General features: G+C 61.7%; 18 protein-coding genes. 15 read left to right on the top strand and 3 right to left on the bottom strand.

What is annotated here, in order from left to right; translation table 11 throughout:
- Nucleotides 1–17: 17 nt before the first annotated feature.
- The 5 genes from argJ to AC1ECN_RS27550 all read left to right on the top strand — a co-directional run bounded on the left by argJ (nucleotide 18) and on the right by AC1ECN_RS27550 (nucleotide 3142).
- Complete coding sequence (argJ, locus tag AC1ECN_RS27570) at nucleotides 18–1259, top strand: bifunctional glutamate N-acetyltransferase/amino-acid acetyltransferase ArgJ (RefSeq protein ID WP_075225957.1); 1242 nt, start codon at nucleotides 18–20, stop codon at nucleotides 1257–1259.
- Nucleotides 1240–2046 (top strand): GNAT family N-acetyltransferase, encoded by an 807-nt coding sequence (locus tag AC1ECN_RS27565; protein ID WP_018069212.1) that lies wholly within the window; start codon nucleotides 1240–1242, stop codon nucleotides 2044–2046. The genes argJ and AC1ECN_RS27565 overlap by 20 nt, the downstream gene beginning before the upstream one ends.
- A complete protein-coding gene (mutT, locus tag AC1ECN_RS27560; RefSeq protein WP_012759141.1) occupies nucleotides 2043–2456 on the top strand; it encodes an 8-oxo-dGTP diphosphatase MutT in 414 nt (137 codons plus the stop codon). The genes AC1ECN_RS27565 and mutT overlap by 4 nt, the downstream gene beginning before the upstream one ends.
- A gap of 126 nt (nucleotides 2457–2582) precedes the next feature.
- On the top strand, nucleotides 2583–2900 hold the full coding sequence (locus AC1ECN_RS27555; RefSeq protein ID WP_003543245.1) for a hypothetical protein: 318 nt from the start codon (nucleotides 2583–2585) through the stop codon (nucleotides 2898–2900).
- Between the two features lie 74 nt (nucleotides 2901–2974).
- Nucleotides 2975–3142 (top strand): Flp family type IVb pilin, encoded by a 168-nt coding sequence (locus AC1ECN_RS27550; protein ID WP_024323594.1) that lies wholly within the window; start codon nucleotides 2975–2977, stop codon nucleotides 3140–3142.
- A 15-nt stretch (nucleotides 3143–3157) separates the two neighbouring features.
- Here AC1ECN_RS27550 and AC1ECN_RS27545 read toward each other — a convergent pair whose 3' ends face one another.
- Nucleotides 3158–4042, bottom strand: coding sequence for a methyltransferase domain-containing protein (locus AC1ECN_RS27545; RefSeq protein ID WP_018069210.1), 885 nt, complete (start codon nucleotides 4040–4042; stop codon nucleotides 3158–3160).
- Between the two features lie 77 nt (nucleotides 4043–4119).
- On the opposite strand from AC1ECN_RS27545, the gene AC1ECN_RS27540 reads away from it, so the two are divergent.
- Genes AC1ECN_RS27540 through AC1ECN_RS27525 form a run of 4 tightly spaced genes read left to right on the top strand, consistent with a single transcriptional unit; the run spans nucleotide 4120 to nucleotide 6480 of the window.
- Nucleotides 4120–4896 (top strand): ComF family protein, encoded by a 777-nt coding sequence (locus AC1ECN_RS27540; protein WP_130662316.1) that lies wholly within the window; start codon nucleotides 4120–4122, stop codon nucleotides 4894–4896.
- A 33-nt stretch (nucleotides 4897–4929) separates the two neighbouring features.
- Nucleotides 4930–5187, top strand: coding sequence for a glutaredoxin 3 (gene grxC, locus AC1ECN_RS27535; RefSeq protein ID WP_018069208.1), 258 nt, complete (start codon nucleotides 4930–4932; stop codon nucleotides 5185–5187).
- Between the two features lie 10 nt (nucleotides 5188–5197).
- Nucleotides 5198–6055 (top strand): carbon-nitrogen hydrolase family protein, encoded by an 858-nt coding sequence (locus AC1ECN_RS27530; protein WP_130662315.1) that lies wholly within the window; start codon nucleotides 5198–5200, stop codon nucleotides 6053–6055.
- Nucleotides 6052–6480: a DUF1178 family protein gene (locus AC1ECN_RS27525; protein ID WP_024323593.1), complete on the top strand. Its 429-nt coding sequence runs from the start codon at nucleotides 6052–6054 to the stop codon at nucleotides 6478–6480. The genes AC1ECN_RS27530 and AC1ECN_RS27525 overlap by 4 nt, the downstream gene beginning before the upstream one ends.
- 29 nt (nucleotides 6481–6509) lie before the next feature.
- Here AC1ECN_RS27525 and ubiG read toward each other — a convergent pair whose 3' ends face one another.
- The gene (ubiG, locus tag AC1ECN_RS27520) at nucleotides 6510–7256 is read right to left on the bottom strand and encodes a bifunctional 2-polyprenyl-6-hydroxyphenol methylase/3-demethylubiquinol 3-O-methyltransferase UbiG (protein ID WP_130673163.1); all 747 of its coding nucleotides are present in this window, start codon (nucleotides 7254–7256) and stop codon (nucleotides 6510–6512) included.
- Between the two features lie 295 nt (nucleotides 7257–7551).
- On the opposite strand from ubiG, the gene AC1ECN_RS27515 reads away from it, so the two are divergent.
- The 6 genes from AC1ECN_RS27515 (at nucleotide 7552) to clpB (ending at nucleotide 17108) form a co-directional block, all read left to right on the top strand.
- Nucleotides 7552–8826, top strand: a complete 1275-nt coding sequence (locus AC1ECN_RS27515; protein ID WP_011653679.1) for an aspartate kinase — start codon at nucleotides 7552–7554, stop codon at nucleotides 8824–8826.
- Between the two features lie 89 nt (nucleotides 8827–8915).
- Nucleotides 8916–11183, top strand: a complete 2268-nt coding sequence (gene ptsP / locus AC1ECN_RS27510) for a phosphoenolpyruvate--protein phosphotransferase (protein WP_075225961.1) — start codon at nucleotides 8916–8918, stop codon at nucleotides 11181–11183.
- A 28-nt stretch (nucleotides 11184–11211) separates the two neighbouring features.
- Nucleotides 11212–12291: a peptide chain release factor 1 gene (gene prfA, locus AC1ECN_RS27505; protein WP_130662313.1), complete on the top strand. Its 1080-nt coding sequence runs from the start codon at nucleotides 11212–11214 to the stop codon at nucleotides 12289–12291.
- Nucleotides 12288–13148, top strand: a complete 861-nt coding sequence (gene prmC / locus AC1ECN_RS27500; RefSeq protein WP_075225963.1) for a peptide chain release factor N(5)-glutamine methyltransferase — start codon at nucleotides 12288–12290, stop codon at nucleotides 13146–13148. Before prfA ends, prmC begins: the two co-directional genes overlap by 4 nt.
- A 342-nt stretch (nucleotides 13149–13490) precedes the next feature.
- Nucleotides 13491–14255: a DUF4167 domain-containing protein gene (locus AC1ECN_RS27495; protein ID WP_130673162.1), complete on the top strand. Its 765-nt coding sequence runs from the start codon at nucleotides 13491–13493 to the stop codon at nucleotides 14253–14255.
- 252 nt (nucleotides 14256–14507) lie between these two features.
- Nucleotides 14508–17108: an ATP-dependent chaperone ClpB gene (gene clpB / locus AC1ECN_RS27490; RefSeq protein WP_130662312.1), complete on the top strand. Its 2601-nt coding sequence runs from the start codon at nucleotides 14508–14510 to the stop codon at nucleotides 17106–17108.
- A gap of 114 nt (nucleotides 17109–17222) precedes the next feature.
- Here the strand turns inward: clpB and AC1ECN_RS27485 are convergent, their stop codons facing one another.
- Entirely contained in the window at nucleotides 17223–19163 is a 1941-nt protein-coding gene (locus AC1ECN_RS27485) for a M23 family metallopeptidase (protein WP_477954744.1), read from the bottom strand.
- Nucleotides 19164–19690: the final 527 nt, after the last annotated feature.

Below are 19690 nucleotides of genomic sequence, written 5' to 3'. Positions count from 1 at the left end.
CATTGGCAGGTCTCATCATGTCCGGTTCCGTCTCTCCGCTTGCTCCGAAATCCTTCGTCTCGATGCCACCGCTGCGCGGCGTGCGCATGGCGACGGCTTCCGCCGGCATCAAGTACAAGAACCGTACCGACGTGCTGATGATGGTCTTCGACAGGCCGGCGACCGTCGCGGGCGTTTTTACCCGCTCGAAGTGCCCGTCGGCGCCGGTCGATTTCTGCCGCGCCAACCTCCCCCATGGCAGCGCCCGCGCCGTCGTCGTCAACTCAGGCAATGCCAATGCTTTCACCGGCCTGAAGGGCCGCCAGGCGACTGCGCTGACGGCGAAATCGGCTGCCGCTGCTGTCGGCTGCGCCGAGAATGAGGTCTATCTGGCCTCGACCGGCGTCATCGGCGAACCGCTCGATGCCACCAAATTTTCAGGCGTTCTGGAACGGATGCAGGTCGAAGCGACCGGCGATTTCTGGTTCGAGGCTGCCAAGGCGATCATGACGACCGACACCTATCCGAAGGTTTCCACCCGCAGCGCCGAGATCGGCGGCGTGGCCGTGACGATCAACGGCATCGCCAAGGGCGCGGGCATGATCGCGCCTGATATGGCGACGATGCTCTCCTTCGTCGTCACCGATGCCGACATCGCGCCTGCCGCGCTGCAGGCGCTTCTGTCTGACGGCGTCGGCCCGACCTTCAATTCCATGACCGTCGACAGCGATACCTCCACCTCCGATACGCTGATGCTGTTTGCGACAGGTGCCGCAGCCGAGGACGGCCAGGTCCGCATCGAACGCGCCGATGATCCGCGCCTTGCCGCCTTCCGAGCCGCACTCAACGAAGTGCTGAAGGATCTGTCGCTGCAGGTGGTGCGGGACGGCGAGGGCGCCACCAAGATGCTCGAAATCACCGTGACGGGCGCAGAGAGCGATGCCGCCGCCAAGCGCATCGGGCTGTCGATCGCCAATTCGCCGCTGGTCAAGACGGCGGCCGCCGGCGAGGACGCCAATTGGGGCCGTATCGTCATGGCCGTCGGCAAGTCCGGCGAGATGGCCGACCGCGACCGGCTCGCCATCTGGTTCGGCGACATCAGGGTCGCCGTCAATGGCGAGCGTGATCCCGATTATTCCGAGGAGGCGGCCTCGAACGTCATGAAGGCGCAGGATATCCCCGTCAAAGTCGATATCGGGCTCGGCACCGGCACGGCAACCGTCTGGACCTGCGACCTCACCAAGGAATATGTTGCGATCAATGGCGACTATCGGAGCTGATCGTTCATTGGCGCAGGCATCCATTTCCTCACACAATCTGCCGCTGGTCCGCAGGCTGGAGGCCGTCGGCTTTCGCGCCTGGCCAGCGGCATCCGTGCAATATGACGGCAGCTGGCAGGTGCGGCTGACGGCCGGTCACCCGTCCAACCGACTGAATTCGATCGTGCCGCTTGATCCTTCGGATCATCGCGACGTCGAAATCCGCCTGGAAAAAGCGCGCCGGAAGTTCGAGGCCTATGGCCGCGCTGCCGTGGTCCGCCAGACGCCGCTTGCCTCGCCGGTGCTGATCGAACTTCTGCGCGCGCAGAACTGGACGCGCTTCGACGATACGGTGGTGATGACCTGCGACCTTGCCGAGGCAGAGCTGCCGGATACGCTCGATCACCTGCCGACCCATGATGTCGGCCGTTTCGTCGACGCCAACCTCGCCGTCGAGCAGGCGCCACTGAGGCTGAAGCCGGCGCTTGCCGAGATCATTTCGGCGATCAAGCCGCCATCCGGCCTGTTCATGATCGAGAACGCGGCGGACGGCCCGCTTGCGACCGTGCTCTGCGTCCAGGACAACGACCTCGCCGGCATCATGTCGCTTTCGGTCTCCGAGGCGCGGCGGCGCGAGGGGCTCGGCACCGAAATCCTGACCTCGGCGCTACGCTGGGCGCGCATGCGTAGCGCCCGTTCGGCCTGGCTGCAGGTGAAGCTGTCCAACCGCCCGGCCATCGCACTTTATGAGCGCCTCGGTTTTCGCGACGCCTATCATTATTGCTATTGGCAAAAGGAGCCGCGATGAGCGAGGCGGGCCGGAAGATATTGCTGGTCGCCGCCTGTGCGCTGATCGATGCCGACGGGCGTATCCTGTTGGCACAGCGCCCCGAGGGAAAGTCGCTCGCCGGGCTCTGGGAGTTTCCCGGCGGCAAGGTCGAGCCGGGTGAGACGCCGGAGGAAACACTGGTGCGCGAGCTCGAGGAAGAACTCGGCATCAACACCAAGATCGCCTGCCTGGCGCCGCTGACCTTCGCCAGCCACTCCTACGAGACCTTCCACCTTTTGATGCCGCTTTATATCTGCCGGCGCTATGAGGGCATTCCCCAGGGCCGCGAGGGTCAGGCGCTGAAATGGGTGCGCCCGCAGGCGCTGCGCGATTATCCGATGCCGCCGGCTGACGAGCCGCTCATCCCGATGTTGCAGGATTTACTTTAGCATTGTCTGATTATTATTGTGCCACACCGTTTTCGGCTGTGGATATTAATGGATCGTTTAACACCTTCTGCCAAAGATCGGCCTCAATCAAGCATCTGGCGTGCGTGTATTAAAAGGCTTGACGTCATGGACGATGATTTCTGGAAAGCTGTCCGGGAAAAGGAACGGGCCTCGTCTGCCTCGCGCAGGACGGGTGCGCTGAATATCGCCCTTCTGTTCGGCACGGCGGTGGTCGCGCTGACGCTCATCCTGACGCCAATGCTTGCGGATTCCTCGAAGAAAAGCGTCTTTGCCAGTGCTCCGGCGGATTTCGATACGATCACGACAGGATCAATCCCGAAGAGCGAAAGCGGCAAGCGTTATACGATCCGCCGCAGCGTCCTCCAGGATACGCCAGGCTCGGTCTGCGTCGTCCAGGGCTACGGCGTCGGCGCCGGTTGCTGAAGAATGCCGGCCGTCGCCCGATGGTCGTGGAATTGGTCGTTTGCTGTCGGTTTCGCTCAGAGGGTCGCGTAATAATGCGTATTTTGAAAGCATTTCTTGCTGATAACAGAGGTGCGACGGCAATTGAGTATGGCTTGATCGCCGCCCTCATTTGTGGCGCGCTCGTCTCTGGTCTCGGGGTCTTCACCGGCGCCTTGCAAGACGTCTTCAACGTGATCAACAACAATATGACGGTGAATTGAAGAAGCAGCCGGCCCTTACTGCTTGAGCTTGTGTTCGTCCACCTTCAGTGCATCGGCAAGGCGCGCCTTGGCCGAACCTGGCCTGAGCGGCTTTTGCTGGCTCTCATGGGCAGACCATCCCGAGACATAGATGATCGAGAAGGTGGCGCGGATACGTCCGTCGGGATCGGAATAACGTTCGGCGTAGATCTCCGCTGCGCGCAGGAAGAAGGCGCGCGTCAGCGGCATCCGGGCGCGGGCTGCAAGCGGATTGCTCATGCCCATCGCTCTCAGATCCCGCATCAGCGGAAAGAGCGAATCATATCGCACCGTATAGTTCTCCGCATCGATCACCGGCAACGTGAAGCCGGCGCGCTGCATGAGGCTGCCGACATCGCGCACATCAGCGAAGGGGATGACACGCGGGCTTGCGCCACCCGTCATCTCGACCTCGGTGGCCAGCAGCACATCGCGCAGTTCCTGCAATGTGCCGGCGCCGGAGATCGCGGCCATGAACAGGCCGTCCGGCTTCAGGGCGCGGCGGATCTGGATGAAGACACCCGGCGTATCGTTGGTCAGATGCAGGCTGAGCGGCGCAAGGATAAGATTGGCCGATTGCGGTTCGAGCGGCACATCCTCCAGCGGCGCCTCGATCAAGGTTTCGCCCGGTCCGGCATAGGCCTTCTCGCTTTCGATGCGGATCATCGTGCCGATTTTGCCCGTCGCTAGCGCGGCACGGGCGGCAGCACCGGTTGCGCCATGCAGTTCGACGGCGGTCTCGAAGGTCCGCTCGACCACAGTAAGCCTCTCTGCCATTTCCTCAGCGGCAATGTCGAGCAGGAAGGCGGCTTTCGGGTCGTTGTTTACAAGCGCACGATGGCGATGTGCGGCGATCAGGGCGCTGTCGAAGATCGTTTCCATGGCGATGTCCTTAGTCCCGCGCCGTCTGTGCGGCAAGACGATTTTCCTTTCGTGGAGAACGCGCTAGTCTCTGCGGCATGGGGCCAATCGAATTGAAAAGACCGGCAGAATTCTTGCGGACGCATCTCTTGCGGCCGTTTTCGGCGCTTGCCGATTTCTTTTATCCGCCCGCCTGTTCCGTCTGCGGCATTTCCACAGGCGGCCATCGCGGGCTCTGTGCGAAATGTTGGTCCAGTATCCGCTTCATCGAACGGCCCTATTGCGAGGTGCTCGGCATTCCCTTCTCGCACGATCTCGGCGCCGGGATCCTCAGCGCCGAGGCGATCGCCAACCCGCCGCCCTTCGACCGGCTGCGGTCGGCTGCGACCCACGATCATGCGGTCCGTGATCTCGTCCATGGGCTGAAATATCGCGATCGTACCGATCTGGCGCCGATGATGGCCGCCTGGATGCTGCGCGCCTCCGACGAAACCGTCGAACGTTGCGATGCGCTGATCCCGGTGCCGTTGCACCGCACCCGCATGCTGTCGCGCAAGTTCAACCAGGCAGCAGAGCTTGCCCGCCACATGGCAAAGCTCCAGGGCAAGCCGCTGCTTGCCGCCACGCTTATTCGCGTCAAGCGCACCAGCCAGCAGGTCGGCCTTGGCGCAAAGGTGCGCGAGGACAATGTCAGGGGCGCTTTCGCGATTGCCAAGGGTTGCGAAAACGACATTTTCGGCAAGCGCATCGTGCTGGTCGACGACGTCTATACAACAGGGGCGACGGTCGCTGCCGCAACCCGCGTGCTGCGCAAGGCAGGTGCCCTCGACATAACGGTTTTGACCTTTGCAAGGGCTCTTCCCGAGCCTATATGACAGACATACCCCGGCATCCGTCTGGAGATCTTTATGGTACCCGTCACTATCTATACACGGCAGTTTTGCGGTTATTGCAGCCGCGCCAAGTCCCTTCTCGAAGAAAAGGGCGTCGAATATGTTGAGCACGACGCGACCTTTTCGCCGGATCTTCGCCAGGAGATGATCGGCAAGGCAAACGGCCGTACCACCTTTCCGCAGATATTCATCGGCACCGATCATGTCGGCGGTTGCGACGATCTCTTTGCACTCGATCGGGCCGGCAAGCTCGATCCGATGCTTGTTGCCTGAGGAAAAACCGATGAGCTTCAAGGCCGCCGCCGTCCAGATGTGCTCCGGGGTTGATCCCGTAAAGAACGCCGCCGCCATGGCGCGCCTAGTGCGCGAGGCCGCAGCCCAGGGCGCGACCTATGTGCAGACGCCCGAGATGACCGGCATGCTACAGCGTGACCGCGCAGCGGCGCATTCCGTGCTTGCCGACGAGACGGACGACATCATCGTCAAGACCGGTTCGGAGCTTGCAGTCGAACTCGGCATCCATATGCATGTCGGCTCGACGGCGATCGCGCTTGCCGACGGCAAGATTGCCAATCGCGGTTTCCTCTTTGGCCCCGACGGCAGGATCCTCAATCGTTACGACAAGATCCACATGTTCGACGTCGACCTCGACAATGGCGAGAGCTGGCGTGAAAGTGCCGCCTATACCGCCGGCTCGGAGGCGCGCGTGCTGTCGCTGCCCTTTGCCGAAATGGGCTTCACCATCTGCTACGACGTGCGTTTCCCGGCGCTTTTCCGTGCCCAGGCGGTGGCCGGCGCCGAGGTGATGACCGTTCCTGCCGCCTTCACGAAGCAGACCGGTGAGGCGCATTGGGAGATACTTCTCCGGGCGCGGGCGATCGAGAACGGCGTCTTCGTCATCGCCGCCGCTCAGGCCGGCCGGCATGAGGACGGCCGTGAGACCTTCGGCCATTCGATGATCATCGATCCATGGGGCACGGTGCTGGCCTCGGCCGGCGCCACCGGCGAGGCGGTCATCGTCGCCGAAATCGATCCCGGCGCAGTCAAGGTTGCGCACAACAAGATCCCGAACCTTAGGAACGGCCGGGAATTCTCGGTCGAAAAGATTGCGGGGGCAGTCGCCGGAGGCGTCGCCGCTTGATCCGCTATTCGCTCACCTGTGACAATGCTCATGAATTCGAAGGCTGGTTTTCGGAAGGCGCGGATTTCGACCGTCAGGTCGCGACCGGTTTTCTGACCTGCCCGGTCTGCCATTCCGCCGCCATTTCCAAGTTGCTGATGGCACCCTCGGTCTCGACTGCGCGCAAGAAGGACGAAATGCAGACGCTGGCGATGGATGCCATGCGACGCGAGGCGCTGGAGAAGCTCAAGGAGGCCGTCGCCGCGGTCAAAGCCAATTCCGAGGATGTCGGCACGCAGTTTCCCGAGGAAGCCCGTAAGATCCACTACGGCGAGGCGGATGCTCGCGGCATCATCGGCCAGGCGACATTCGACGAGGCGCAGGCGCTTCTGGAAGAGGGTATCGAGATCGCCGCCATTCCTGTTTTGCCGGAAGACGTCAACTGACAGAATAGCCGGCTCAATGATCGTGGGAACTATGCCGGTCGCTTTGCCACCAGCATATAGTTCACATCCATATCCCTGGACAGGTTCCACTGGTTCGATAGCGGATTGAAGAAAACGCCGGTACGGTCGGTGATCTCGAGGCCGTTTGCGGCCAGCGGCTTTTTCAGTTCTTCAGGGCGCACCAGCTTTTCATACTGATGGGTGCCGCGCGGCAGCCAGCGCAGAATGTTTTCGGCGGCGAAGATCGCAAGGGCCGCCGCCTTCATCGTGCGGTTGATGGTGGCGACGAAGATTAGGCCGCCGGGGCGGACCATTTTCGCGCAGGTCGTCATGAAGAACTCGACGTCGGCGACGTGTTCGACAACTTCCATGTTCAAGACGATATCGAAGGTCTCGCCAGCCTCAGCGAGCTCCTCGGCGGTGACGGCGCGATAGTCGACCGAAACGCCGGAGGCCTTCGCATGGGTGGAGGCGATGCCAATATTCTTCTCAGACGGATCGGCGCCGACGACGGAGGCGCCCATGCGGGCGACAGGTTCGGACAACAGGCCGCCGCCGCAGCCGATATCGAGCACGCGCAACCCCTCGAGCGGGCGCGCGCTCTTTGGATTGAGGCCGAAATTCTTGCAGGCTTTGTCGCGGATATAGGCGAGGCGGACAGGATTGAACTTGTGCAGCGGCTTGAATTTGCCGGTCGGGCTCCACCATTCCGCCGCCATCGCCGAGAAGCGGTCCACTTCGCCCTGGTCGATCGTGCTTCTGGCGCCTTCCGTCATCGTCCACTCCTTCATTCGCTAAAAGTGAAGTCGGACGATCGGGGGCATAAGTCAAGGGTGCAGACCAAAGGACTGGCGAGGGCGGAACCGCTCGCCAATAGCTTTTATCGCGCGCGCTTGCCTCCCCCCGCCAAACTCGCTAAGAGACGCCGCAACTTGGGGCCTTTGGGGACCTGGGCTTTAGAGCGGTTCCGGAAGTTGGAAATCCGGCTCTTGGCCAAGCGGTCTGCCCCAGAGCTTTCGTGATGCCGGGTCCGGTTTTCCGCTTTCCCGGCGCCAGTCGTGGTAGAGGCATATGGCACGCATCGTAATGAAATTCGGCGGCACGTCCGTCGCTGACCTGGACCGCATCAAGAATGTTGCCCGCCACGTAAAACGCGAAGTCGATGCCGGGCACGAGGTGGCGGTGGTGGTGTCGGCCATGTCCGGCAAGACCAATGAACTGGTTGGCTGGGTCCAGGGCACACCGAAGGTGATCGGTGCCAATTCTCCGTTTTACGATGCGCGGGAATATGATGCGGTGGTCGCATCCGGCGAGCAGGTGACATCTGGGCTGCTGGCGATCGCATTGCAGGCGATGGATATCAATGCCCGTTCCTGGCAGGGATGGCAGATCCCGATCCGCACCGATAACGCGCATGGCGCGGCGCGGATCATGGAGATTGACGGTTCTGACATCGTCAAACGCATGGGCGAGGGGCAGGTCGCCGTCATCTCCGGCTTCCAGGGGTTGGGACCCGACAACCGTATCGCGACGCTCGGGCGCGGTGGATCGGACACCTCGGCCGTCGCAATCGCGGCAGCTGTCAAGGCAGACCGCTGCGATATCTATACCGATGTCGATGGCGTCTACACGACCGATCCACGCATCGTGCCGAAGGCGCGCAGGCTGAAGAAGATCGCCTTCGAGGAAATGCTGGAAATGGCCTCGCTCGGCGCTAAGGTGCTGCAGGTGCGCTCAGTCGAGCTTGCCATGGTGCACAAGGTGCGTACCTTCGTGCGCTCGTCATTCGAAGATCCCGATGCTCCGGGCATGGGCGATCTGTTGAACCCGCCCGGAACGCTGATTTGTGACGAGGATGAAATCGTGGAACAGGAAGTAGTCACCGGCATCGCCTATGCCAAGGATGAGGCTCAGATCTCGCTTCGCCGTCTTGCCGACCGGCCGGGCGTTTCCGCGGCGATCTTCGGGCCGCTCGCCGAATCTCATATCAATGTCGACATGATCGTCCAGAATATCTCCGAGGACGGATCGAAGACCGACATGACCTTCACCGTACCATCAGGCGACGTCGAGAAGGCGATCAAGGTGCTCGGCGACCATAAGGAGAAGATCGGCTACGACGTCGTGCAGAACGAATCGGGGCTGGTGAAAGTATCGGTCATCGGCATCGGCATGCGCAGCCATGCGGGCGTCGCTGCGACTGCGTTTCGTGCACTTGCCGAAAAAGGCATCAACATCAAGGCGATCACGACCTCCGAGATCAAGATTTCCATCCTGATCGACGGTCCCTATGCAGAACTCGCTGTCAGGACTTTGCATTCCTGCTACGGTCTGGATAAGAATTGATTCCCAGCGGGCGGCCTGCCCCTTCAGGTTGAGGAGATGAGGGCCGGCCCGCCGGGACTGAGTGCGTTGTTTCGGGAGCTTGAGACGCCATGAGAGACCTTTCCGGCGGTCCGCGCGTGCTGCTCAGGCGGTTGCGCGAGTTGATGGCGGAGCCGCTGGAGCCGCAGGAGCGTCTTGACCGGATCGTCCGCCAGATCGCCGGCAATATGGTGGCGGAGGTTTGCTCCGTCTATGTGCTGCGCGCCGACGGCGTACTCGAACTTTATGCGACAGAAGGCCTCAACCGCGAGGCCGTTCACTTAGCGCAACTGAAGATGGGGCAAGGCCTGGTCGGCACCATCGCGGCCTCGGCCCAGCCGCTCAACCTTTCCGACGCTCAGTCGCACCCTGCCTTCCGCTACCTGCCGGAAACGGGCGAAGAAATCTACCATTCCTTCCTCGGCGTGCCGATCCTCAGGACCGGGCGCTCGCTCGGCGTTCTCGTCGTGCAGAACAAGGCGAGCCGTAACTATCGCGAGGAAGAGCTGGAAGCGCTCGAGACGACGGCGATGGTGCTTGCAGAGATGATCGCCACCGGCGAGCTCAAGAAGATCACCAAGCCGGGCCTCGAACTCGATCTGACGCGTTCGGTGACCGTCGACGGCGATACTTATAATGACGGCATCGGCCTCGGTTACGTCGTGCTCCACGAGCCGCGCATCGTCGTCACCAACCTGTTGAACGAAGATGCCGAGAAGGAAATCCGGCGGCTGGCCGAAGCCATGGGCTCGCTTCGGATTTCGATCGACGACATGCTGTCGCGTCGCGACGTCTCGATGGAGGGCGAGCATCGCGAGGTGCTCGAAACCTATCGCATGTTCGCCCATGACCAGGGCTGGGTGCGCAAGCTCGAGGAGGCGATCCGCAACGGCCTGACGGCGGAAGCGGCGGTCGAGAAGGTGCAGAGCGACACCAAGGCGCGGATGATGCGGTTGACCGACCCTTATCTGCGCGAACGCATGCATGATTTCGAGGATCTGGCGAACCGTCTGCTTAGACAGTTGACCGGTTATACCGGCCGGACGACCGCCGAAGGTTTCCCCAGCGACGCAATCATCCTGGCGCGGGCGATGGGAGCAGCCGAACTGCTCGATTATCCGCGTTCCAATGTGCGTGGGCTGGTGCTGGAAGAAGGGGCGGTGACGAGCCACGTGGTAATCGTCGCGCGCGCCATGGGTATTCCTGTCATCGGTCAGGCAGCGGGCGTGGTGGCGCTCGCCGAGAACGGCGATGCCGTGATCATCGACGCCGACGAGGGACATGTGCATCTGCGGCCGATGGCCGATCACCGGCGCTCCTACGAGGAAAAGGTCCGCTTCCGCGCCAGGCGGCAGGAGCAGTTCCGGGCGTTGCGCGCCGTCGAGCCGGTGACCAAGGACGGGCAGCGGATCGCGCTCATGATGAATGCCGGCCTGCTGGTCGACCTGCCGCAGCTTTCGGAATCGGGTGCCGAGGGCATCGGCCTCTTCCGCACCGAGCTGCAGTTCATGATCGCTTCCACCATGCCGAAGGCGGAGGAGCAGGAGCAGTTCTATCGCAATGTGATAAAGCAGGCGGCGGGCCGCACCGTCACCTTCCGTACGCTCGATATCGGCGGCGACAAGGTCGTGCCGTATTTCCGTGGCCATGAGGAAGAAAATCCCGCACTCGGCTGGCGCGCCATCCGGCTGTCGCTCGACCGGCCGGGACTGTTGCGCACCCAGTTGCGCGCCCTGCTGAAGGCATCGGCCGACACCGAGCTGAAGCTGATGGTGCCGATGGTGACCGAGGTTTCCGAGCTGAAGATGGTGCGCGAGCTCTTGCAGAAGGAAGTGCAGCATCTGTCGCGCTTCGGCCACGGGCTGCCGCGCAAGCTGCAATTCGGGGCGATGCTGGAGGTGCCGGCACTGCTTTGGCAGCTCGATGAATTGATGGAGGCGGTCGATTTCGTCTCGGTCGGTTCGAACGATCTCTTCCAATTCTCGATGGCGGTCGATCGCGGCAATGCGCGGGTCTCGGATCGCTTCGATCCGCTCGGCAAGCCGTTCTTGCGCATCCTGCGCGATATCGTGCGCGGGGCGGACCGGAACAAGACACCGGTGACACTCTGCGGTGAACTCGCCAGCAAACCGATCTCGGCAATGGCGCTGCTCGGTATCGGCTTCCGCTCGATCTCGATGTCGCCGGCCTCGATCGGACCGGTGAAGGCGATGCTGCTCGGGCTCGATGTCGGGGCGCTGACGAAGGCGATGGACGAGGTGCTGGACGATATCCACGCCTTGATGCCGATGCGCGAGGTGCTTGCCCGTTTCGCCGAGAGCCACAATATTCCCCTTTAGACGGATAAAAGAAGAATCGGAGTGAAGGGTGGCGAAGCTTCCCGTTGAAAAGATGCGCGAGCTGGAACGTCGTTTCGGCGAGATCGAGGCGCGCATGTCGGCTGGCCCGGCTGCCGATGTCTATGTGAAGCTCGCATCCGAATATTCCGAGCTGCAGCCTGTCGTGACGAAGGTCCGCGTCTATGAGAAGGCGATCGCCGAGCTTGCCGATCTCGAAACACTGCTCGAGGACAGGTCGGTCGACCGCGAGATGCGCGACCTCGCCGAGCTGGAGCTGCCCGAGGTGAAAGAGCAGATCGAGGCGCTGGAACAGGAGATGCAGATCCTGCTTCTGCCGAAGGATGCAGCCGACGAAAAGAGCGCGATCCTCGAAATCCGCGCCGGCACGGGCGGCTCGGAAGCGGCCCTTTTCGCCGGGGATCTCTTTCGCATGTACGAGCGTTTTGCGGCGGAAAAGGGCTGGAAGGTGGAGGTGCTCTCGGCGAGCGAGGGCGAAGCCGGCGGCTACAAGGAAATCATTGCGACGATCACCGGCAGGGGCGTCTTCGCCAAGCTGAAATTCGAATCCGGTGTGCATCGCGTGCAGCGTGTGCCGGAAACCGAAGCGGGCGGGCGCATCCATACGTCGGCGGCAACGGTTGCGGTGCTGCCGGAGGCCGAGGAGATCGACATCGAGATCCGGGCTGAGGATATCCGTATCGACACGATGCGCTCTTCGGGTGCAGGCGGCCAGCACGTCAATACAACGGACTCGGCGGTGCGCATTACCCACCTGCCGAGCGGCATCGTCGTCACCAGCTCGGAAAAATCACAACACCAAAATCGCGCCAAGGCCATGCAGGTGCTGCGCTCCAGGCTCTACGATGCCGAGCGGCAGAGGGCCGACAGCGAGCGCTCTGCCGATCGCAAGAGCCAGGTCGGCTCCGGCGACCGCTCGGAACGCATCCGCACCTATAATTTCCCGCAGGGGCGGGTGACGGACCATCGCATCAACCTGACGCTCTATAAGCTCGACCGGATGATGGAAGGCGAGATCGAGGAGGTCGTCGACGCGCTGATGGCCGATTACCAGGCCAGCCAGCTGGCGCAGCTCGGCGAGCAACAATGAGCTCGACGGTCGCCGATATGCTTGCCGATGCGCGTCGCCGCTTCACCGAAGCAGGTATGGTCGACCCGGCGACCGATGCGCGGCTGCTTGTCGCGGGCCTTCTGAAACTGTCGCCGACCGAGCTGTTGACGCGATCGGCCGAGCGGCTTTCTGCTGAGCAGGCCGAAGTGATTTTCAAGGCGCTGGAGCGGCGGCTTGGCCATGAGCCGGTGCATCGCATTCTCGGCGAGCGGGAATTCTATGGCCTGCCACTCCGGCTCTCGGCGGAAACGCTGGAGCCGCGGCCGGATACGGAAATCCTGGTCGATACGGTTCTCGTCTATCTCAAAGACCTTGCAAAGGCGCAAAGCCGTCTCCATATCCTTGACATGGGAACCGGGACCGGGGCGATATGCCTTGCGCTTTTGAGCGAATGTCCTGATGCGTCAGGTGTCGGCAGCGACATATCGGCGGATGCACTTTTGACGGCAAGATCGAATGCAGAAAGAAACGGGTTGCAGGATCGTTTTGAGGCCGTACAGTCGAATTGGTTCGAGGACATCCAAGGATCCTTTCACGCGATTGTCTCAAATCCGCCCTATATTGCTTCCAATGTCATTCACGATCTCGCTCCCGAAGTGACCAAATTTGATCCGGCTGCGGCTCTGGATGGCGGCCCGGATGGGCTTGACGCTTACAAAGCCATAGCCAAGGATGCGGCAAAGTTCATCAGGCCCGATGGGGTCGTCGGACTGGAGATCGGCTACGATCAGCGAAACGACGTGACGGCGATCTTTGAAGCGAAAGGCTTCAGGTGCCTCAAATCCGTGAAAGATTATGGTCAGAACGACAGGGTGCTCGTGTTCGCGCTCGCGTGAAAGACGATAATGCGGCATTGGACGAGACATTATTGTTATTGCGAAGAAAAGGCTTGGATTTCCCGGTGAAGCAATATAGGTTGCGGTCACGTGTTGGGCAGATAGGAATGAACGAGATTCGTTCGGTACTTGGTTTGCCTCGGGGGTCCGCTCTTTTAAACGAGAGTTTCAACGGTTGAACACGACCCAATGCGTGAATCAGTCAAACTGACTTGAGAACCAAGCGGCAGGTCGGCGCAAAGGCGCAGTATGCTCGCGGCACAAAGGTCCTGATCCGGTTTTCCGGTCATGGCGGTTGGTGCCATGTATCCATCACAAACAGAGAATTCAGGTGAACGATCTATGAGGCCAGGACAGCAGAACAAGCGCGGTCGAGGGCGTGGTAACAATAATAACGGCGGCGGCGGCGGTGGAAATAACAATAACAACAATTTCAACCGCAAGGGCGGCAATCCGCTAACCCGGACCTATGACAGCTCCGGCCCCGATGTGAAGATTCGCGGTACTGCGCAGCATATCGCCGAAAAATATGCGCAGCTCGCCCGCGACGCCCAAAGCTCCGGCGACCGCGTGATTGCCGAGAACTATCTCCAGCACGCCGAACATTATAATCGTATCATTGCCAGCGCCCAGGCGCAGATGCAGGAACGCTTCCAGCGCGACGACCGCGGCGAGTACAATGATCGCGACGGTGCGGATCGCGACGGCGACGATATGGACAACAATGACAATGAGAATGACAATGATGGCGACGATGTCGTTATCGTCCAGCCGCCGCAGAGCAGGCCGCACCAGCCGCAGCAGAGCAGACAACACCAGCCGCAGGCACAGCCGAAGCCGGTAGCCGCTCAGGCGCCTGCACCGGCACCCCAGTCCGAGGTCATCGATGGAACCGGCCCGCAGCCGGAGATCGAAGGCATTCCGGCCGAAGTCGCCATGGACGAGGAAGGTGCCGGCGGCCAGCCGCGCGAACGCCAGCCCCGCCGCCGCAGCACCGGCAGCCGTCCCCGTCGCCCGCGTCGCGGCGCTGAGGGCGAAGAAGCAGCCGCTGAAGGCGAGGGTGCCTCTGCCGAGGCGCCAGTGCTGGCTGATGTCGCATCGGAATGAGGATTTCGCTTCCCCCCTCAGGGAGAGCGTGACGTTCATGCCATCTGCTCGAATTAGCTTGAAAATCCCCGGCCTCGTGCCGGGGATTTTCATTTTATGGGCTCTTTAAACTCGCAGAACAGGCTACCATATTCTCCTCGAACTGCTTCGCCCAAATCTCAGACGGGCCAGGCGCGGCCTGCCTTTTCAGGGGGTCGATCTCAATCATCGGTCTGCGCCTCGTCAGGGCAGGGCGATCCATGGAGGTAGAATATGAATATCGAGAAATATTCGGAGCGGGTGCGCGGTTTCATCCAGTCCGCCCAGACCTATGCGCTGGCGCAAGGTCACCAGCAATTTACGCCCGAACATGTGCTGAAAGTCCTGCTCGACGACGATCAGGGCATGGCGGCGTCGCTGATCGAACGCGCCGGCGGCGATGCCAAGGCCGCCCGTCTTGCCAATGACGCGGCCCTTGCCAAGCTGCCGAAGATCTCCGGCGGCAACGGCAATATCTATCTGGCACAGCCGCTCGCCAAGGTGCTTTCGACCGCCGAAGAAGCGGCGAAGAAGGCCGGCGACAGCTTCGTTACCGTCGAGCGCCTGCTGCAGGCGCTGGCGATCGAATCCTCCGCCTCGACCTTTTCGACCCTGAAGAATGCCGGCGTGACGGCCCAGGGTCTCAATCAAGTCATCAACGACATTCGCAAGGGGCGGACGGCGGATTCCTCCAATGCCGAGCAGGGTTTCGACTCGCTGAAGAAGTTCGCACGCGATCTCACCGCCGAAGCCCGTGAGGGCAAGCTCGACCCGGTGATCGGTCGCGACGACGAAATCCGCCGCACCATCCAGGTGCTTTCACGCCGGACGAAGAACAATCCTGTGCTGATCGGCGAACCCGGCGTCGGCAAGACGGCGATCGTCGAGGGCCTGGCGCTACGCATCGTCAACGGTGACGTGCCGGAATCGCTCAAAGACAAGAAGCTGATGGCGCTCGACATGGGCGCGCTGATTGCCGGTGCGAAATACCGCGGCGAATTCGAGGAGCGGCTGAAGGCCGTGCTCAATGAAGTCCAGGCGGAAAACGGCGAGATCATCCTGTTCATCGACGAGATGCATACGCTGGTCGGCGCCGGCAAGGCGGATGGGGCGATGGATGCCTCCAACCTGCTGAAGCCCGCCCTTGCCCGTGGCGAGCTGCATTGCGTCGGCGCGACCACGCTCGATGAATATCGCAAACATGTCGAGAAGGACCCGGCCCTTGCCCGTCGCTTCCAGCCMGTCGTCGTCGACGAACCGACGGTCGAAGATACGATCTCTATCCTGCGCGGCCTGAAGGAAAAATACGAGCAGCATCACAAGGTGCGCATCGCCGATGCGGCGCTGGTGGCCGCGGCAACACTTTCCAACCGCTATATCACCGACCGTTTCCTGCCCGACAAGGCGATCGACCTGATGGACGAGGCGGCGGCGCGGTTGCGCATGCAGGTGGATTCCAAGCCGGAAGAGCTCGACGAACTCGACCGGCGCATCATGCAGCTGAAGATCGAGCGCGAGGCGCTGAAAAAGGAAACGGACGTCGCGTCCGCCGACCGGCTGAAGCGGCTTGAAACCGAAGTGACCGATCTCGAGGAACAGGCCGATGCGCTGACTGCCCGCTGGCAGGCGGAAAAGCAGAAACTCGGCCTTGCCGCCGATCTCAAGAAGCAGCTCGATGATGCCCGCAATGAACTGGCGATCGCCCAGCGCAAAGGCGAATTCCAGCGTGCCGGAGAGCTGACCTACGGCGTCATTCCGGACCTTGAAAAGCAGCTCGTCGATGCCGAGAAGCAGGATGGCGACCGCGGCGCGATGGTGCAGGAGGTGGTCACCCCCGACAACATCGCCCATGTCGTGTCCCGCTGGACCGGCATTCCGGTCGACAGGATGCTGGAGGGCGAACGCGACAAGCTGCTCCGGATGGAAGACGAGTTGGCGAAATCGGTGATCGGCCAGGGCGATGCGGTGCAGGCCGTGTCGCGCGCTGTCCGCCGCGCGCGTGCCGGTCTGCAGGATCCGAACCGGCCGATCGGCTCGTTCATCTTCCTCGGCCCGACCGGCGTCGGCAAGACGGAACTCACCAAGGCGCTCGCCCGCTTCCTCTTCGACGACGAGACGGCGATGGTGCGCATGGACATGTCGGAATATATGGAGAAGCACTCCGTTGCCCGGCTGATCGGTGCGCCTCCCGGCTATGTCGGTTATGATGAAGGCGGAGCGCTGACGGAAGCCGTGCGCCGCCGGCCCTATCAGGTCGTGCTGTTCGACGAGATCGAAAAGGCGCATCCCGACGTCTTCAATATCCTGCTGCAGGTGCTGGACGACGGGCGTCTGACGGACGGCCAGGGCCGGACGGTCGATTTCCGCAACACGATGATCATCATGACCTCGAATCTCGGCGCCGAATATCTGACGCAGCTGAGGGACGGCGACGACAGCGACACGGTTCGCGAGCAGGTGATGGAGGTGGTGCGCGGGCATTTCCGGCCGGAATTCCTGAACCGCATCGACGAGATCATCCTCTTCCATCGCCTGAAGCGCGAGGAGATGGGCGCGATCGTCGATATCCAGCTGAAGCGGCTGGTGGCTCTGCTGTCCGAGCGCAAGATCGTCATCGACCTCGACGAGGAAGCCCGCCACTGGCTGGCGAACAAGGGTTACGATCCGGTCTACGGCGCAAGGCCGCTGAAGCGGGTGATCCAGAAGTTCGTGCAGGATCCGCTGGCCGAGCAAATCCTGTCCGGCCAGGTGCCGGACGGATCGACGGTGACGGTGACGAGCGGTTCGGACCGGCTGCAGTTCACGACGAGGCAGACGGTGAGCGAAGCGGCGTAAGCCGGTTTATCGAACGGATGGGAAATGGCGGCTTCGGGCCGCCATTTTCGTTTGGTGGCTTTTTTCGTTTGGTGGCGGGGGCGACTCTTGAAGGGRAAGCAGCGTAGATGGACGCTACTTGCTCGCCACCTGGTCCGGCGTCTGGTTGTTCAGCAGCGTATCGATGCGCTTGCGCTCGTCTTCGAATTTCGCCAGCGCCTCGCCCTGCAGCGATTTGCCGCCCGGCAGGCGGATGCGCAGCGGATCGACCTTGGTGCCGTTGACGATCAGCTCGTAATGCAAGTGCGGGCCGGTGGATTCGCCCGTTGTGCCGACCCAGCCGATCACCTGACCCTGGCGGATCTTGGCACCGGGGACGACGCCCTTGGCAATGGCGCTCTGGTGATTGTAGGAGGATTCATAGCCGTTGGCATGGCGCACGATCGTCTGGTTGCCATAACCGCCGGAATCCCAGCCGGCTTTTTCGACCGTGCCGTTGCCGGCGGCGATGATCGCCGTGCCGCGGGGTGCAGCCCAGTCGACGCCGGTGTGCATGCGGGCAAAACCGAGGATCGGGTGGCGGCGCATGCCGAAGCCCGATTTGAAGATGCCGTTCGGCACCGGGTTGCGCAGCAGGAACTGGCGGATACTCTTGCCGTTCTCGTCGAAATAATCGACCGTGCCGTCCTCGGGGTCCTGGAAGCGGTAGAAGCGCGTCTGCGTATCGCCGAAACGGGCGTTGACGTAGAGCAGTTCGGAATCCTCGGTCRCCTGGCCGCCGCTGTCGGCGACGGAGAAGAAGGCCTCGAGACTGTCGGTCGGCCTCAGCTGTGCCTGGAAATCGACATTGCTGGCGAGCAGCTTGATGATCAGCGCCGTCATATCCTTGGTCATGCCGTAGGAAAGGGCGGCACGATAGATGCCGTCATAGACGCGCGGCAGGTTCTGGCCGGGGGGCGGTGCAAAGGAATTATCATCGAAGGCGGTGGCGATGGCATCCAGCATCGGCGGCTCGCTGCCGGGCACGTATCTGCCCTTGTCGTCGACGGCCACGGTGACGAGATGGCGCGTGCCGCGATAGACGCTGGCTCGGATGATCTTTGCCTGTTCGCCCTTCTGAATGATGCCGATGCGCAGCACATCACCCTTGTCGAGATCACCAGAACCCAGTTGCTGCGCGATATAGCCGGCAATGCCGTCGGCATATTGCTGCGGATAGCCTGAATCCGTCAGCGCCTTGGCGATGGGCGTATCGACGCGCACGGGCAGGATGTCGTCGGCGAATTCTTCGGTCTGCGGCGTGATCGATTCCGATGCGGAGACCGTCATGTTCTGTTCGAGGACGCGGGCGGACAGACCGGCGGTCAGATCGACGTCGGCGTCCTCGTTGGAGAAACGACGCGGATCGACGTAATAAAGGGCTGCGAGCTGCGTGTTGCCGTCGGTCAGCACCGAGCCGTTGGAGCGCACGTTCTCTTCAACCTCCTCGAGCGACAGGCCGGACGCCATCTGCATGCTGGTCTTGCCGGTCGGGAAGGGGATGGTCTTCAGGCTGACTTCGGATTCGACGTCGGAGCCGTAAAGCGCACCGGTGCGGCTTTGCGGCGCGGGCTGAGGCTCGTCGGCGGAAAAGATCGCCAGGGGATCGAAGTCGGGATAGTCCTCGGTCGCCACATGGTTGGCGGCCAGCGTCATCTTCACATGTGCGAAGGGCTGGCGGCGCACCACTTCCTTTTCGCCGTCGTGGACGACGGTTGAGACTTCCATGATGGCACGGTCGGATGGTTTTGCGGCGATGGCGGGCGCGATGAGCCGGCCACCGCGGACCACTGTCGTATCCTCATGCGCGTCCGCCGCAACACTTGCATAGGCCTCGGCGGGGATCGCCAATTGCTGGCGGCCGTCAAGGGCGGCAAAAAGGGCGACCCCCATCAGGACGGACGATGTGATGCCGGTGAGGAACGTGCCCGAGAGCCAGCGCAAGGAAACTTCGCGCCGGTCGGGCGCGCGTCTGCCGTCGGCCAGAAGCGGAGGCTCGTTGCCCAACGAGCGGATCATCATTTTCTCCGTCATCATGGCAGTCGGGTCCGCGTCCTTACATCAGGCGTCTGTGGGAGCATGTAGCCATCCTGGCTGGGGCGAAAGATGTGCATATTTTGGGCATGGAAGTCAAATCACTCAGGAAAAGGCAGTCTGCCTGCATTTGCCTGTGTGAATCATGTGTGTCTCTTAAGACCAGCAGATTGTGATGATGTCGGGGCGCGGGAGACAAAACAGCGTTCTTTCCACGAAAAGTCGAAAGACGTTCATCTTTCCTGTCCGTGTAAGGCCGGTCGGAATCCGGGAAACGAACGCATTTGCGTGCTGTCTGAAATTTTTCCTGTAAAAACAATGGCCTGAAAGAAAAATCAATTTTTTCGAAAAGCGCTGTTGACTGTTCTAATGGGTTAGTTCTATAAGCCCACTCACTGAACGAGGGCGGCGGCGCTGCTGGCGACGAAGTCTTTCGTTCTAAAGAAACTCAAGCGGATTGGCGATTGCTGGTTTGTGTTCTGGGCGCGAGTTTGGAACGGGTTTTGTCGACGGCTGAAGCGGCTGAAGCG

This window comes from Rhizobium sp. 01N447_2, assembly GCF_056399245.1.
Note: the sequence above shows the minus strand (reverse complement) of the source record. Positions and strands in the feature narration are given on the sequence as shown.

Coding starts and splice junctions, on each gene's coding strand:
- argJ (WP_075225957.1), top strand. CDS start 18: ATGTCCGGTTCCGTCTCTCCGCTTGCTCCGAAATCCTTCGTCTCGATG.
- AC1ECN_RS27565 (WP_018069212.1), top strand. CDS start 1,240: ATGGCGACTATCGGAGCTGATCGTTCATTGGCGCAGGCATCCATTTCC.
- mutT (WP_012759141.1), top strand. CDS start 2,043: ATGAGCGAGGCGGGCCGGAAGATATTGCTGGTCGCCGCCTGTGCGCTG.
- AC1ECN_RS27555 (WP_003543245.1), top strand. CDS start 2,583: ATGGACGATGATTTCTGGAAAGCTGTCCGGGAAAAGGAACGGGCCTCG.
- AC1ECN_RS27550 (WP_024323594.1), top strand. CDS start 2,975: ATGCGTATTTTGAAAGCATTTCTTGCTGATAACAGAGGTGCGACGGCA.
- AC1ECN_RS27545 (WP_018069210.1), bottom strand. CDS start 4,042: ATGGAAACGATCTTCGACAGCGCCCTGATCGCCGCACATCGCCATCGT.
- AC1ECN_RS27540 (WP_130662316.1), top strand. CDS start 4,120: ATGGGGCCAATCGAATTGAAAAGACCGGCAGAATTCTTGCGGACGCAT.
- grxC (WP_018069208.1), top strand. CDS start 4,930: ATGGTACCCGTCACTATCTATACACGGCAGTTTTGCGGTTATTGCAGC.
- AC1ECN_RS27530 (WP_130662315.1), top strand. CDS start 5,198: ATGAGCTTCAAGGCCGCCGCCGTCCAGATGTGCTCCGGGGTTGATCCC.
- ubiG (WP_130673163.1), bottom strand. CDS start 7,256: ATGACGGAAGGCGCCAGAAGCACGATCGACCAGGGCGAAGTGGACCGC.
- AC1ECN_RS27515 (WP_011653679.1), top strand. CDS start 7,552: ATGGCACGCATCGTAATGAAATTCGGCGGCACGTCCGTCGCTGACCTG.
- ptsP (WP_075225961.1), top strand. CDS start 8,916: ATGAGAGACCTTTCCGGCGGTCCGCGCGTGCTGCTCAGGCGGTTGCGC.
- prmC (WP_075225963.1), top strand. CDS start 12,288: ATGAGCTCGACGGTCGCCGATATGCTTGCCGATGCGCGTCGCCGCTTC.
- AC1ECN_RS27495 (WP_130673162.1), top strand. CDS start 13,491: ATGAGGCCAGGACAGCAGAACAAGCGCGGTCGAGGGCGTGGTAACAAT.